Origin of the sequence: Streptomyces sp. NBC_00539 (assembly GCF_036346105.1) — a bacterium.
Lineage (GTDB): Bacteria > Actinomycetota > Actinomycetes > Streptomycetales > Streptomycetaceae > Streptomyces.
This window is the reverse complement of sequence record NZ_CP107812.1, coordinates 301076-313025: the sequence shown is the minus strand read 5'-3', so window position 1 is coordinate 313025 and position 11950 is coordinate 301076. Positions and strand designations below refer to the sequence as shown.

Here is an 11950-nt window from a genome sequence, read left to right as displayed (position 1 = left end):
GAACAATGGCGGGACTGTCCGACTGAAAGGCCGACCTGCTGTGCCCGACGAACTTCCGCGCCCTACGCAGCCTCCCGCGTGCACTCCTGCCCCGGAGATCGGCCACATGGCGGCGGAGGAGTCGATTCGGCTTGTGATCGCCTGGTACTCCGAGCAGATCATGAAGCAACGCCGGGCTGCAGAGCCGGACCAGGTACTCCTTGAGGCGCTGCTGGAGGCTCGCCGGGGGTGCGTGGAGGATCAGCGTGCGCTGGGCGAGGCCACGGCAGAGGAGGTGGCGGGGATACTCGCCGCGTACGCGGCCCGCTATCGGGACCTGACGTTGCCCTAACCACACTCGGTGCTGTGGGCCGGGGGCGTGGCGTCGTATGAGAGTCGCGGTGCTGGGAGCATGGCGCGCGCGGTGAAGGTCTGCATCAGCGGTGTGGCCAGTGCTGTGATCGCCGCCAGCTCGGCCTGGTGCTCGGGCAGCGCGCGGGCCAGCATGTCCTGGACAGTGAGGAACGTGGCGGCCTCGGCCGGCGTGTAGGGGCGAGTCTGTTCCGTGATCAGCGCGTTGAAGACTGCTTGCTTTGTCTCGCGGCCGCTGGAGACTTCGGCTCGGTGGAGCGGTGTGAGGCCGCGCCGGGTCACCAGGACACTGGAAACGCACGGGTGTGCGAGGGTACTGGCGATCACGGAGGGCAGCGCGCTGTAGCAGGCATCGTGACCGTCGACAGAGGTGAAACGGGCGGGCAGCCCGTGCTGCTGGAGCAGCATGTAGCGGTGGGCGGTGCCTTGTCGGCTGTCGGCGGCCCGTACGGCCAGGACGACGATCTCGATCCGGTAGCCGGCCTCGATAAAGGGCAGGGCGCTGGCCCAGAAGTCGTCGGCATCAGCGGGGGCGGCCTCGATGATGAGGTCGCCGTGGCGAGCCCGTACGTAGGCCTCGGCCTTTGTGCACCAGAGGCGGTAGTCACTGCGGATCTCGCTTCCGGCCGTCCGGGGATGCGAGCGAAGAAGGCGGTGGTAGTCGGGGTGCATCGCCTTGAAGGCGTCGCCGCAGATGCGGATGGCGCCGCGGCCGCACAGCGCGCGTTGGAGCTGGTCCGCGGTGCGGGACTTGCCGGACCCGGGCTGGCCGAGGACGTATACGACGACGGGGCGCTGGTGGGAGGTGATGCCGGTAAGGAAGGCCGGGACAATGTCCTCGTCGAAGATCTGCTGGTGCTCTTCGGCGCTGAGCGTGCGGTGGGCCTGGTCGGCCCGTTTCGGCGCGCGTGGCCCCGGGTGGGGCGTTTCGGCGTCTGGGTGCTGGGGTTTCACCGCTCCTCCTCAGGTGTTTGTCGAGGAGACGGCCTGAGGGGCGCGAATCGGTCAGTGTTGGGGAAAATAAGTGTGAAGAGCCTGGTCCCACCAAGTGGTGGGACCAGGCTCCTGCGGAGTTGAGGTCAGATCTCGCTAACGAACGGGACGGTTACGGTCTCTCCCCCGAGGGACCATTAACCTCCCTTTCGCACCAGCGGATCCAGCTCGCTCTACTCCACCTCCTTCCGGGCTATCATCCGGCACAGCTCAGGCCTGCAATCTCCACTCAGACTGATGGCACATATCATCGGTTTCCTTTCTGGTCATGCCGGGCGATACGCCCGGCCGGGTACGCGACACATCGGCGGGTTGCCGACTTCGCGAGAAGTTGCTTGATGCTGCTTCCAGTCCCTCGACTGTTCGATCAGGTGCATTCGCTGCGAGAGGGACTCAACCTCTTGAAGGGCGCTGGGCCGCTCTTCATTTTCGTTCAGTGAAAGGTCTACGACTTTTGCGACCGCCACTTTGTCGCCGGCCTGTGCTGCGTGGAGCCACCACGCGTGTGCCGCTTCCTCTTCGTCGACGACCTCGATGATCTCTGCGATTCTCCTGTAGACGCCTCCCGTCTCCTCGCCCTTAGCCACACGGATGAGCCCGTGCAGCTCGTCCAGGAGCTCCTCCCTGCTGGGCAGGTCAAACGACTCCTGGGCATCCCCCTCATCTCCGCCGTGCCATGGGTCGGCCCCGTGGGGGCCGACCGCGCTGACATCCGGGCGGTAAGCGATTCCGAGCGCGGGCAGGACCCGCGCCAGGAACGCTCCCGCGTCGAACCGTTCGCCGGATCGGGGATCTACGGCCGCCTCAAGACGTTGTTCAACGTCCATGGCCGCCTCCCTCCCTATTCCTGCTTCTCGGCTTCTCTGAGAAGGGCCATCGCCTTCTTCTCTTCTCGACCGACGGTACTCACGGATATATTCAGTTCTGCCGCGATGTCCGCGACTTGCATCTCTTCGAAGTACCGCATCGTGACGATATCCCGCTGCCTAGCCGGCAGGATCTTCAAGATTCCCGCCAGGTGCATCCTCTGCACAACTTTGAGATATTCCCGATCCAGCACCTCACGCTCTAGCCGTAACTTGACTGATTTTCCATTTTCACTCCTTTCTCTTCTCAGGAGGTCGTAGTAACTTCTGATTACGCAGGAACTCGCGTATCGCGACGTGTTCTCGACCGTGCACCGAATGCGCTTCCAGTTGAGCCACAATTTTTCTGTGGCCAGCTGGAGGGCGTCCTGCGACCGGTGATAGTTCTTCTCTTGCCGGAAGGCAATTCGGAACAGCCGCTCCACGTTCATCTCGAGAAAGTCAACGAACTCTTTCTCGAATTCCTGCGCCGTGGCCGTCCGGGGCTGATAGGCGGAGGCGAGGCCGCACGACAGCTGGAAGGGCACGTAGTGGTGCTGGTGCGAGCAGGCGGGAGTGGCACCCACCTGCCCCCCTGCTGCTCGACGCGGCGCCAGCACAGTCACCTGGGCGGGCGCCGCGCCAGTGCAGCACGGATAGAAGGGGTCGCCGATCGGCATCGACGGCTCCTTTACCGATAGGGCGTCTCGGACCCTCGGCCCAGTGAGGGACCGAGTCCGACAGACCGAGGAAGCTGGTCCTGATAGAGAGACGCCGCGGCACGGCCTCATCTGTCATCCCATTCCAAGATTTTTTGCAGTCTGTCGTCCGGGCAGTCCGCAGACACGAGTTCATGCAGGTCTCGAGGCCAGGTCCGAGCCGGCACGGAATTCGCCGAGGGGCCGCCCTCTGGCGCGGCCTGGCCGAGCGGGGCGGCGCGTCGGTTGCCCCCGACGAGGTCGCCGCGGGCATGCTGCCCCCGGGGGCGGGTGCTGTCATGCGAACGCTGACGCGGCGACGGACGGCGGAGGAGAATGATCCTTTTACTGCCCAGATGAAAGGGTGCCCCGTGTCAGACCGGAACACTGCCAGCTTCGAACCCCTGGACGGCGACGAGGATCAGCTCGCGCGCGACGCCGTGCGGGAGGTCATCGCCTTCTACAACGCCCGCATCCTCGACGAGCGCCGGGCGCCCGTGCCCGACGAGGAACGCATCGAGCAGTTGAAGGCGGCCAGGCAGGCCGCGATCGGCGACCAGACGCGCCTGGACACCGCAGGCCCTGGCGATGCCGCCCGCGTCGCCGCCGACTACGCGGCCCGACTGAGGGGGCTCACCGACCAGTTGTAGCGTCCGGCGGGCAACGGCAGCGGCCACACCACGGTCCGGGGGCGTCCGATCCGCGCCGGCTGCATCCAGGTCGGCATCAGCGGCCGGGCAAGGCCCGCGATCTCGTCCAGCTCCCGACGGTGCCGTGGCAATGCCTTGCGAAGTACCTGGTACTGCGCAAGGAACGCTGCGGCCTCAGCTTCGGTGTACGGGCGGGTCCGCTCCGCGGCGAGTGCTTGGGCCAGGTCTGTGCCGCCGTGCTCAGCCCGCAGCAGGGCCTGGCCGTCGCGGCGGATCAAGGTCACTGCGGAAATCGCCGGGTGGCTTGAGGTGAGGCTTGCGATGTCGGCGAGAGCGTGGAAGCACCGGTTGTGTCCGGAGCGGGAGGTGAAACGTCCGTTGATGCCGAGCTTCTGAGCGCGGGCGTAGCGCAGGGCGGTGGCGAGGCGGCTGTCGGCTTCCCGGACGGCCAGCACCACGAGTTCGACCGGGTAGCCGGCGCGGTGGAATGGCTCCGCACTGATGAGGAACTCCGTGACGTTGCCGGGGGCACCTTCGACAAGGACGTCCCCGCGGTGTCGGCGGACGTACTCCTCGGCTTCGGCGAACCAGGCTCGGTAATCGGCGCGGATCGCGGCTCCGGCGTTGCGCGGGTCCTCTTGCAGCAGGCGCAGGTAGTCCGGGTGGGACACCTTGAAGTCATCGCCCACCAGGTGGGTCGTGCCCTGGCGCATGGCCCCACGGACCATCCTGGCCGTCGCCGACTTGCCCGCTCCCGGCTGGCCCAGCACATACACCGCGCAGGGAGCCTCACGGGGAACGACGCCGCCCAGGTACGACGGGACGATCAGCTCTTCGAAGATCCATCGGTGCTCGTCGCGGGACAGCTGGTAGTAGTCCACGCCCGGGGCACTACGCCGAGCCTGGGCAATACGGCGTACCGGCTCGGCGAGCGCGGCAGCCCGTTCGGCGTCGCGCTGGACGGCCAGGCGCCGGTCCTCGCAGTCCAAGTCGCGGTGGAGCCGCTGGTCGGCTTGGGTAAGAGCCGTACGGAAACTGGCGGTCTCCCGTGCGCTCCACGGGCGCGCCCGCTCGCGCGCGACCGCCTTGCACGCCGCAGGTCTGCGCCGCCAAGTGCCGTTGGCCAGTTCGTTGTCATAGAGCATCGTGCCGTCGCGCCGCACAACCGTGAGGCGCTCGGCGAGCTGCTCGTCTTCGGCGACAGCCAGGGTGCGGAGCAACTGCCGGGCGCAGTGGTCATGGTTCTCCCATGCCACGTACCGGCCTCCAGCGTGGAGAGCCTCGGACAGAAAGCGGTCGAGGACACCGAGCTGGCTCAGCGCTTCGGCCGTCGCGACCGCCACGATTTCGATGCGGTGTCCGGACCTTCGGAAGGCGGACACGGAGGTGCGGAGCTCGTCGGGATCGGCGAGAGCAGACTCGACGACCGCGTCGAGGGAGTGGGCGCGGACGTGAGCCTCGATGGCGGCCTGCCAGCGGGCCGTGTCCGGGCGTACCTTCGCGCCGGCGGTGCGGACGTCGGCGGCCAACAGCTTCGCGTAGCTGTGGTGGGCGCTCCTATAGAGATCCCGTCCGATCCGGACAGCTGATCCTCGGCGATCCAGGGCTGCTTGGACGAGATCGGCGATGGCCGTCTTGCCGGCGCCGGGCTGTCCGGCCACGAGGACCACGACGGGACGGCCTTGGGGGACGGCCCCCGCCGTCCACGTCGGCAGCAGGACATCGGTCAGGACCCGGCCTGCCTCCCCGTCCGACAGAACCTCCGGCACCACGCGCTGCTCTGACACCCGCAGTCCTCCTCCACCTCAGCTCAAAACTAAGGGTAAATCTAAGGATAAGTAAATGCCAAATCTGTAGGTAAAGAATGCTAGGATGGGGGCTTGGAGGTGACCTATGCCCACCGAAGAGGAACTGTTCGAAGCCGTGGATGCACTGCTCGCGGGGGAGCCCGAGATGCCGCCACCGGCAGAGCGGGCCCGACTCCGCGAGGCGGCCGGGATCACCCAAGCCCGCCTCGCACAGGCGCTGCAAACCACGACGCAGTCCGTGAAGAACTGGGAGGCCGGCCGCTCTGAGCCGCGGCCGCCCCGACGCCAGGCGTACCAGCGCCTGCTGGACGGCTGGGCGGCCAAGTACGGCGCTGCGCCGGAGAAAGACTGAGGCGGAGTGGCAACCGCAGGGCAGAGCGCGGTGGCGCACACCATGATCCGCAAGCCGAGACCACTTTTTTGACGACAGCCCTTAGGGGTCGCCGGGCTGGCATGATCCGAAAGGCAGGGCATGGCGCCGCTCCTCCGTACGGCCCCGCTCCGATGGCCGCCCGCGGGGCGTGCGCCGACGATCAAGATTGGCGGCGGACGCGCACTCCTGCGGCCGCAGCGGGATCCGGGCCAGCGTCTTCATCCACGCGTCCGGTTCCGCGGTCAGCTGGGCCCTGCTTGAGCTCGGGCGGCTCATGGTCGCCCTGCTGGGCGAGCCTGCGGACGGGCACGGTGCGCCGGAACTTCCCCACAGGCCCTCTACTCGCAGTAGAGTCGACGTATGGCAGACGAAACGAGCATCAAGGTGAGCACGGCCGCCCGCGACCGCCTGGCCGCGCTTGCGACCGAGCAAGGCACGACAATCCGGCAGCTCGTCGAGGAGCTCGCTGAGGGCCGGCCGACCCAGGCCGAGTACGCGGAGCGGGCTGAGCAAGCCCGTGCCGAGCTCGCCTCTATGCTGGGCACCGTGCCGAGCGAGGAGGCCGAGGCGAAGGCACGTGCACTTCTGGAGCGCCTCGGCGCTGGCCAGGACTCGGCGGCCGCGTAGTGGGGCCGATCGCGGTCGTCCTGGACCACACGACCGCTACCGCCCTTCACGACCCCAAGGACCCGTACAACGAGGCCGTCGCCGCGTTCTACGTCCAAGCCTCCGGCGGCCTGGGCACCCTCTACGCGCCGGTGCTGTCCCTGACCGCGGGTGATACCAGAGCGCCCGGCCTGCTCGCCTACATCAACGGGCTGCGGTTCATCGAGATTGAGCCCTTCGACACCGCCGCCGCGCTGTGCGCCACCGAGCTTCTGCACGCCGGATACCCCTGGGCCACCGCCCACGCCATCCACGCGGCCCGGCCGTCGGCAGACTTCCCCGCTGGCCGCTACCTGCTCACCCTGGAACCTGAGGTATATGACGGCACGGGCGTGCAGGCTGTCCATCCGGATCACTGAGGGGCTTCCGTAGACGATCTCCGAAGGGCAGACGGGCCGCGCTCGACGCGGGGCACGTAGCAGTTCGAACTGGCTTGGGCGGACGTCAGCTACCAGTGGGGGCAATGCATTCCCGACCGTTCGGCCCGGTGCACCTCGGCCCCCTGTCGGGAAACGCGGGGTTGGTAAGGATCGGCCTCAGTGCCTCGATCAGTGCCGCGTCAGGCGGCGGCGAGGCGTCGACCTCGCGGTGGATGTAGGCGACGACCTCGTCGCCGAGGATGGCGTGGCGACAGGCGCGACAAACCATGGGGGATCCTTCTTTTCGTGCAGGCCCGGCTACGGCGTAGCCGGGCCTCGGGCTGTTCCGAGGGGGTCATTGGGCGCTCTCGTAGACGACTGAGTCGTGGGGCAGTCCTCGGCCAGCCCTGGAAGCGCCTGGCGCTCGGCCCCGACCTCGGTAAGACTCCAGCGGAGCTTGGCACCGACCCAGGTGGGGGCGTAGCTGCAGTGGTAGGAGCCGTCCGACATTTGCCGCGTGCAGCGCAGCATTCGCACGACCGGGGCGGCACACCGCTGCTGCTTCTACAGCAAGGCGGACCTCCCCGGTACAGCCTGCGCCTGCTGCTCCCGGACCAGCTATCGACTCACGGCTGCATGGCCGCAGCGGTGACGGGCTCGCGCCTGGGTCGATCGGTGTCCCGCTTGCACGCCTCAAGAGCGGCTTCCACGTATGTCTCGAAGTCGGCAGCAGCGTCCTGCTGCACGATGCTCTGGATCGTGAGGAACGTTCCCCACGCGGCCATCTCGGCAAAGGGCGGGGACTTCTGCTCAGGGAGTTCAAGTGACAAGTATCCCGCCCAGTCGCGCCGTCCGCCCGTGGGCGCACTGGTCTCCCGCCGGCAGGCTCGGATGCCGGCTTCGAAGAGCTCTACAGCTTGGTCCAGGTCCACTACGTCGATGATGGCGGAGAAGAGCGGGACAACGTTCTTCGCGCTTGGAGGCCAGTCGTCGTCTGAGGAGCCGTAGCGAGTGGTCAGCACCCGTCGCAGGTAAGAACCGTAGTTGAGGATCACGCCCTAGAACTATCTCCTCGGCAGGGCTGGGCAGGAGTGGCGCGCGGCACTGCCCCCTGGGAACGCCCGTGTGGGCCGTCCAACCTGCGGCTTTCCGTTCCGGAAGATCCCGCGGCGCACCCTGAGCCAGGCCGCCAAGCTTTGTTCTCCCGGGCGTCGACGACACCGACTCCTACCGACTAGCCACCACTCGCGCACGCGCCGACCAGCAAGCCGCCAGCTGACATCGAGCCGAGACCGACGACGTCGGGACGGTCAGCTGGCAAACGCTCGCCGCCCCTTCTCCAGACGCGCCCGCTGATCATCGATCCAGCCAGTCGCGGGGAAGAGAGGCACGCTGACCGTCACATGGGACGACGGGCCGTCATGGAGCGACACCCCGATCACACCAGCTCAACGGCTTGATCTTGAACTGGACTGTCCGACTCGAGTTCAGCCACGACACGAACCGCCCCACTGCACGGCAACTGCCCTCGGCTACTGCGAAACGATGGCCCTGGACCGACGTCAGGAGCGGCCCGCTGGTCCCGGCCGTCACCACGCTCGACCAACGGGTGAAGGGCTGGCTGAGCTTGGTCGGACGTAGTCGGCCAGGTGTTCAAGTCCGCGTCCGACGAGCTGCCTGCTACGGGGTGCGGCCGGTGGTCCTCAGGGGGTAGGACTGCCCGACGGGACGGGAGCGGTCGCGCTCCAGAAGTCGTCCTTCACGTCCGGGCGCTGGGGGTACGGGGTGGTGCGCACCGGGGTGTTGGGTTCGGCCGTGGGGGCCTGTACGAGCGAATCGGCCAGGCAAGGGGTGGCGGCATCGAGGAAGAACTGGGCGCTGATGGACCAGCGCTCCCGCGAACGCCTGCCGTTGATAGACAGGCTGTGAATCCGGCCCTTCTGTCCGTCATCGGTGTGTCCCTGCGTCGGTGCCGTGCAGATCGGCGAGTACGGCCTGGACCTCATGGACCTCCTCGACATGCTCAGGGGCCAGGGGTGACGACGCTTTGGGGCAAAGGCAACCACAGCATCGGAGGAGTTCGCCTCCGGATTGAGTGGCAACCGCAGTTCAGAGCACAGGCACGGCAGCGAGCAGCCCGCTTAGGCGGCTTCGTCACGTCTAGCCGGGGGTACTTTGGATTCGGCCCCGACGGTCACCTGTCTCCCGCGCGAGCGGGGACACCGTACTGCCTCGGGCCGGCGGCCCGAGGCAGTACGGCACCGCGTCAGTCGGCGACGGGCTCCCGGTGGCCGCGCATGGCGACGCTCCAGCGGATGGCCGATCCCATCCTCAAGATCGACCGCTCATAGACGCGGGCCGCACCGACCGCCAGGCCGACCGCCGCAACGGCCATCAAGGACGCTGCGGCCAGGTTCGCCGTCCACCCGGCGGTGTGCGCGCTCACCTGCAACGGCATGATCAGCATTGAGAACGGCGGTATGTACTGGACAACGCCCACCCACGGGGCCGTCAGGTCCATCGCCGCGGCGACCGCGACACCGTAGGGCACCAGTGTCGCCATCAGAACCGGCATCACGGCTCCCGAGACCTCCTCCGCACGCGAGACCAGGGAGCCGGCGGCGGCGAAGAGGAAGGCGAAGAAGGCGAACCCCAGTACGAACCAGGCCACGGCGGCGGCCATCGTCGCCGTCGCGGGGAACGTGGCGGGCAGGACGTGCCCGAAGCGGACCGCGAGGACCACTGATGCTCCGAACAGCGCAGTCTGGAGGAGCGCCGCCGCGCCGATGCCGAGCACCTTGCCCGTCATGAGGCGGAAGGGGGTGAGCGTGGCGAGCAGGACCTCGACGACGCGGGTCGACTTCTCCTCGACTACGCCCTGGGCGACCGTCATCCCGTAACCGAAGAGCTGGAAGAACAAGATGGTCACGACACCGAGTGCCGCGCCGAGCCCTGCTCCGCCGGGCACCGGGTCACCGACGAGTTCGGCGGCTGGAAGGGCCTCGGCCACGAGAGCGCGCATCCGTGCCTCATCGACGTTCTGCTGGTGGAGTGCGCGGGATGTGGCCCAGCGTTCCGCAGCCGCAGCCGCTGCTTCGCGGGCTGCGGGCGGGCTGTTGTGTCGGAGGATCAGCCGAGTTCGGTCGCCGTCGGTGACGAGGGCGGCGTCCGCCTCCTTGTCCGTGACCTTCCGGCGGGCGTCGGCGGCGTCCGCAGCGCTTTCCCACCGTGCAGCTTCCCTGCCCGGCGTCCCCGTTACGAAGGCCGCCACCGGCGTGCCTGCGACCACGACGACGGGCTGGTCTTCACTGTCCGAGGAGCCGAAGGCGAAGAGGAGCCCGAGGATAACTCCGATGTTCACCAGGGTTCCCACCACGAAGGAACGGGTGCCGACGCGGGCGTGGATCTCCCGCCAGGTGACCAGCCGCACCGCGGTGCCCGCGGATGCCGCGCCCGCCGTCTTCTGTGCCGGGCTCATGCCGCCTCCTGCGGTTCGTCGGTGACCGCGGAGCGGAAGAGCTCGGTGAGGGACGGTCGTTGGCGGTGGAAGGCCACGACACGTCCCAGCCTCATGGCGTGGTGCAGGAGTCGGTTCTCGTCGAAGCCGTGCGGCAGACCGAGGACGATTCCCGCGCCCCGTCGGTGGGCGGGTAGGTCATCGGCGCCCGGGATGGAGGCGGGCCAGTCGTCGGGCGCGTCGTCGACCTCGATGTAGACGCTGTTGTCGGCGCCGGCGCGGAGTTCCTCCACTGTGCCGCAGGCGACCATCGTCCCCTTGCTCGCGATGCCGACGCGGTCGCAGAGCCGCTCGACAAGGTCGAGCTGATGGCTGGAAAAGAGCACGGGGACCCCTTCGTCCGCCTTGCTCCGCAGGACGCTGCTCATGGTGTCGACGGCCAGTGGGTCGAGGCCGGAGAACGGTTCGTCGAGGAGCAGGAACCGAGGGTCGTGCACCAGGGCGGCGGCCAGCTGCACGCGCTGCTGGTTTCCGAGGCTGAGGGAGTCGACCGCGCGGTCGCGGTGCTGCCCGATGTCGAGCCTTTCCGTCCAGGTATGCATGGCCGTGCGAGCGGCGTGCCGGTCCATACCGTGCAGCCGCGCGAGGTATTGGAGGTGGTTGCCGACGGTCATCCTGGGATAGAGACCGCGTTCTTCCGGCATGTAACCGAATGAGGTCCGGGTCTTTGCGTCGAGGGGACGTCCGCTCCATCGGACGGCTCCGGCGTCCTTTTCCAGCACCCCGATGATGATGCGCATGGTCGTGGTCTTGCCAGCGCCGTTTCCGCCGACGAAGCCGAATATTTCTCCGGCTCCGACGCTGAATTCCATTTCGTCGAGCGCGACGCGACTGCCGTAACGCTTCGAGATTCCTTCTATTTCAAGTACTGCCTGATCGGATTTCACTTGTCCCCCGTGGAGAACTTTCGTTCTGATGTGCTGTTGGCGTGGGTCAGACGCCTTTGCGTATAGGTACTGCGGGCTATGCCGATGATCTGGCAGAACCTCGAAACGCTGAGCCCGCATTCGCTCCGTACGGCGTCGAGGTCCGGGAAGGGACCGCATGGTGGTCCACTGCGTTGCGCCTGGCCCTGAGCTGGATGTACACCTCGCCGAGCGCCGTCTTGAGCTCCGTGATCTGGGCGAGCAGGCGGCGTTCCCGCTCGCTGCTCTGACTGACTCCGCCTTCGAGTCCCTGGGTTCCGGAGCTGATGAACTGGCGCTTCCAGTTGCCGACCGCCTGTTCCGAGACCCCGACACTGCTGGCTGCCTGCGACACGGACAGGTCGCCGGACAGAACGGTCAGGACGAGCTTCGCCTTCTCTTCTGGAGGTATTACGGGTGGTCTGGGCACGTCGAAATCTCTCCCCCGGTCTGTGTCGTTGTCATAAAGAGTTGTCCGCTGGTGGTCGCCGCGGACCCGACAACGAGGCGTGTGCGACACATCTTGTTTACGTTCCCCCTGCGCCTGCAAGTTCATTGAGGAAGATCTGAGGAACAATTCAGAGGGGCCCCGCAGTGCGAGTACCTGATTTCAGACAGGGCGAACAGCCCGCTCCGCCCAATCGGAAAGAGGGCATCGCGGTCTGGTGTCACCGCATTTCAGGTTCGGTCGAAACCCCGTCGGGTCCCCCGCACGGGAACGACCGTCGTTCTGGAGAGCGGGTGGCCTTGCGCGGCCCGTGCCGGCGAGGGGTGCTCGCCTGCGG

The 11950-nt window shown here is 67.4% G+C and carries 14 protein-coding genes and 1 pseudogene; 5 read left to right on the top strand and 10 right to left on the bottom strand.

Annotated features, from left to right (window positions below; all coding sequences use genetic code 11):
- Positions 1-106: 106 nt before the first annotated feature.
- Entirely contained in the window at positions 107-331 is a 225-nt protein-coding gene (locus tag OG861_RS33530; protein WP_329202914.1) for a hypothetical protein, read from the top strand.
- Here OG861_RS33530 and OG861_RS33525 read toward each other — a convergent pair.
- The 3 genes from OG861_RS33525 to OG861_RS33515 all read right to left on the bottom strand — a co-directional run bounded on the left by OG861_RS33525 (position 328) and on the right by OG861_RS33515 (position 2869).
- Positions 328-1305 (bottom strand): zeta toxin family protein, encoded by a 978-nt coding sequence (locus OG861_RS33525; RefSeq protein WP_329202915.1) that lies wholly within the window; start codon positions 1303-1305, stop codon positions 328-330. The two genes, OG861_RS33530 and OG861_RS33525, sit on opposite strands and share 4 nt — an antisense overlap.
- A 305-nt stretch (positions 1306-1610) precedes the next feature.
- Entirely contained in the window at positions 1611-2171 is a 561-nt protein-coding gene (locus tag OG861_RS33520) for a hypothetical protein (RefSeq protein WP_329202916.1), read from the bottom strand.
- Between the two features lie 14 nt (positions 2172-2185).
- Positions 2186-2869: an RNA polymerase sigma factor gene (locus OG861_RS33515; protein WP_329202917.1), complete on the bottom strand. Its 684-nt coding sequence runs from the start codon at positions 2867-2869 to the stop codon at positions 2186-2188.
- A gap of 389 nt (positions 2870-3258) precedes the next feature.
- Between OG861_RS33515 and OG861_RS33510 the strand changes: the two genes are divergently transcribed.
- On the top strand, positions 3259-3537 hold the full coding sequence (locus OG861_RS33510) for a hypothetical protein (RefSeq protein WP_329202918.1): 279 nt from the start codon (positions 3259-3261) through the stop codon (positions 3535-3537).
- Here the strand turns inward: OG861_RS33510 and OG861_RS33505 are convergent.
- Positions 3498-5324: a zeta toxin family protein gene (locus OG861_RS33505; RefSeq protein WP_329202919.1), complete on the bottom strand. Its 1827-nt coding sequence runs from the start codon at positions 5322-5324 to the stop codon at positions 3498-3500. The two genes, OG861_RS33510 and OG861_RS33505, sit on opposite strands and share 40 nt — an antisense overlap.
- A 106-nt stretch (positions 5325-5430) precedes the next feature.
- Here OG861_RS33505 and OG861_RS33500 point away from each other — a divergent pair.
- The 3 genes and pseudogenes from OG861_RS33500 to OG861_RS33490 all read left to right on the top strand — a co-directional run.
- A pseudogene (locus tag OG861_RS33500) lies at positions 5431-5679 on the top strand (helix-turn-helix domain-containing protein); the annotation flags it as partial.
- Between the two features lie 399 nt (positions 5680-6078).
- Entirely contained in the window at positions 6079-6345 is a 267-nt protein-coding gene (locus OG861_RS33495) for a hypothetical protein (protein WP_329202920.1), read from the top strand.
- On the top strand, positions 6345-6743 hold the full coding sequence (locus tag OG861_RS33490; protein ID WP_330262001.1) for a hypothetical protein: 399 nt from the start codon (positions 6345-6347) through the stop codon (positions 6741-6743). Before OG861_RS33495 ends, OG861_RS33490 begins: the two co-directional genes overlap by 1 nt.
- Positions 6744-7369: 626 nt before the next feature.
- On the opposite strand, the gene OG861_RS33485 is transcribed toward OG861_RS33490, so the two are convergent.
- The 6 genes from OG861_RS33485 to OG861_RS33465 all read right to left on the bottom strand — a co-directional run bounded on the left by OG861_RS33485 (position 7370) and on the right by OG861_RS33465 (position 11595).
- Complete coding sequence (locus OG861_RS33485) at positions 7370-7798, bottom strand: hypothetical protein (RefSeq protein ID WP_329202922.1); 429 nt, start codon at positions 7796-7798, stop codon at positions 7370-7372.
- 255 nt (positions 7799-8053) lie between these two features.
- Entirely contained in the window at positions 8054-8176 is a 123-nt protein-coding gene (locus OG861_RS34420; RefSeq protein WP_443064487.1) for a DUF5959 family protein, read from the bottom strand.
- A gap of 270 nt (positions 8177-8446) precedes the next feature.
- On the bottom strand, positions 8447-8749 hold the full coding sequence (locus OG861_RS33480) for a hypothetical protein (protein ID WP_329202923.1): 303 nt from the start codon (positions 8747-8749) through the stop codon (positions 8447-8449).
- A 260-nt stretch (positions 8750-9009) separates the two neighbouring features.
- Positions 9010-10221: an ABC transporter permease gene (locus OG861_RS33475; protein WP_329202924.1), complete on the bottom strand. Its 1212-nt coding sequence runs from the start codon at positions 10219-10221 to the stop codon at positions 9010-9012.
- The gene (locus OG861_RS33470; RefSeq protein ID WP_329202925.1) at positions 10218-11147 is read right to left on the bottom strand and encodes an ABC transporter ATP-binding protein; all 930 of its coding nucleotides are present in this window, start codon (positions 11145-11147) and stop codon (positions 10218-10220) included. The genes OG861_RS33475 and OG861_RS33470 overlap by 4 nt, the downstream gene beginning before the upstream one ends.
- A 76-nt stretch (positions 11148-11223) precedes the next feature.
- A complete protein-coding gene (locus OG861_RS33465) occupies positions 11224-11595 on the bottom strand; it encodes a transposase (protein WP_329202926.1) in 372 nt (123 codons plus the stop codon).
- Positions 11596-11950: the final 355 nt, after the last annotated feature.

Bases quoted from the DNA above. Each gene is read 5' to 3' on its own strand.
- OG861_RS33530 (WP_329202914.1), top strand. From the start codon at position 107: ATGGCGGCGGAGGAGTCGATTCGGCTTGTGATCGCCTGGTACTCCGAG.
- OG861_RS33520 (WP_329202916.1), bottom strand. From the start codon at position 2,171: ATGGACGTTGAACAACGTCTTGAGGCGGCCGTAGATCCCCGATCCGGC.
- OG861_RS33515 (WP_329202917.1), bottom strand. From the start codon at position 2,869: ATGCCGATCGGCGACCCCTTCTATCCGTGCTGCACTGGCGCGGCGCCC.
- OG861_RS33495 (WP_329202920.1), top strand. From the start codon at position 6,079: ATGGCAGACGAAACGAGCATCAAGGTGAGCACGGCCGCCCGCGACCGC.
- OG861_RS33480 (WP_329202923.1), bottom strand. From the start codon at position 8,749: ATGAGGTCCAGGCCGTACTCGCCGATCTGCACGGCACCGACGCAGGGA.
- OG861_RS33475 (WP_329202924.1), bottom strand. From the start codon at position 10,221: ATGAGCCCGGCACAGAAGACGGCGGGCGCGGCATCCGCGGGCACCGCG.